The organism is Enterobacter sp. 22452, from assembly GCF_052045065.1.
Taxonomy (GTDB): Bacteria; Pseudomonadota; Gammaproteobacteria; order Enterobacterales; family Enterobacteriaceae; genus Enterobacter; species Enterobacter mori.
In genome coordinates, this window is record NZ_JBQEOB010000026.1 from 1 (window position 1) to 703 (window position 703).

Consider the following 703-nt stretch of genomic DNA (forward strand, 5'->3'; position numbering starts at 1 on the left):
CTTCGGCGTTGTAAGGTTAAGCCTCACGGTTCATTAGTATCGGTTAGCTCAACGCATCGCTGCGCTTACACACCCGACCTATCAACGTCGTAGTCTTCAACGTTCCTTCAGGACCCTTAAAGGGTCAGGGAGAACTCATCTCGGGGCAAGTTTCGTGCTTAGATGCTTTCAGCACTTATCTCTTCCGCATTTAGCTACCGGGCAATGCCATTGGCATGACAACCCGAACACCAGTGATGCGTCCACTCCGGTCCTCTCGTACTAGGAGCAGCCCCCCTCAATTCTCCAGCGCCCACGGCAGATAGGGACCGAACTGTCTCACGACGTTCTAAACCCAGCTCGCGTACCACTTTAAATGGCGAACAGCCATACCCTTGGGACCTACTTCAGCCCCAGGATGTGATGAGCCGACATCGAGGTGCCAAACACCGCCGTCGATATGAACTCTTGGGCGGTATCAGCCTGTTATCCCCGGAGTACCTTTTATCCGTTGAGCGATGGCCCTTCCATTCAGAACCACCGGATCACTATGACCTGCTTTCGCACCTGCTCGAGCCGTCACTCTCGCAGTCAAGCTAGCTTATGCCATTGCACTAACCTCCTGATGTCCGACCAGGATTAGCTAACCTTCGTGCTCCTCCGTTACTCTTTGGGAGGAGACCGCCCCAGTCAAACTACCCACCAGACACTGTCCGCAACCCGG

1 rRNA gene is annotated in these 703 nt (G+C 54.5%); it reads right to left on the reverse strand.

Going from position 1 to position 703, the window contains the following annotated elements:
- Positions 1–12 precede the first annotated feature (12 nt).
- A 23S ribosomal RNA gene (locus ACTJJA_RS23915) occupies positions 13–703 on the reverse strand; the annotation flags it as partial.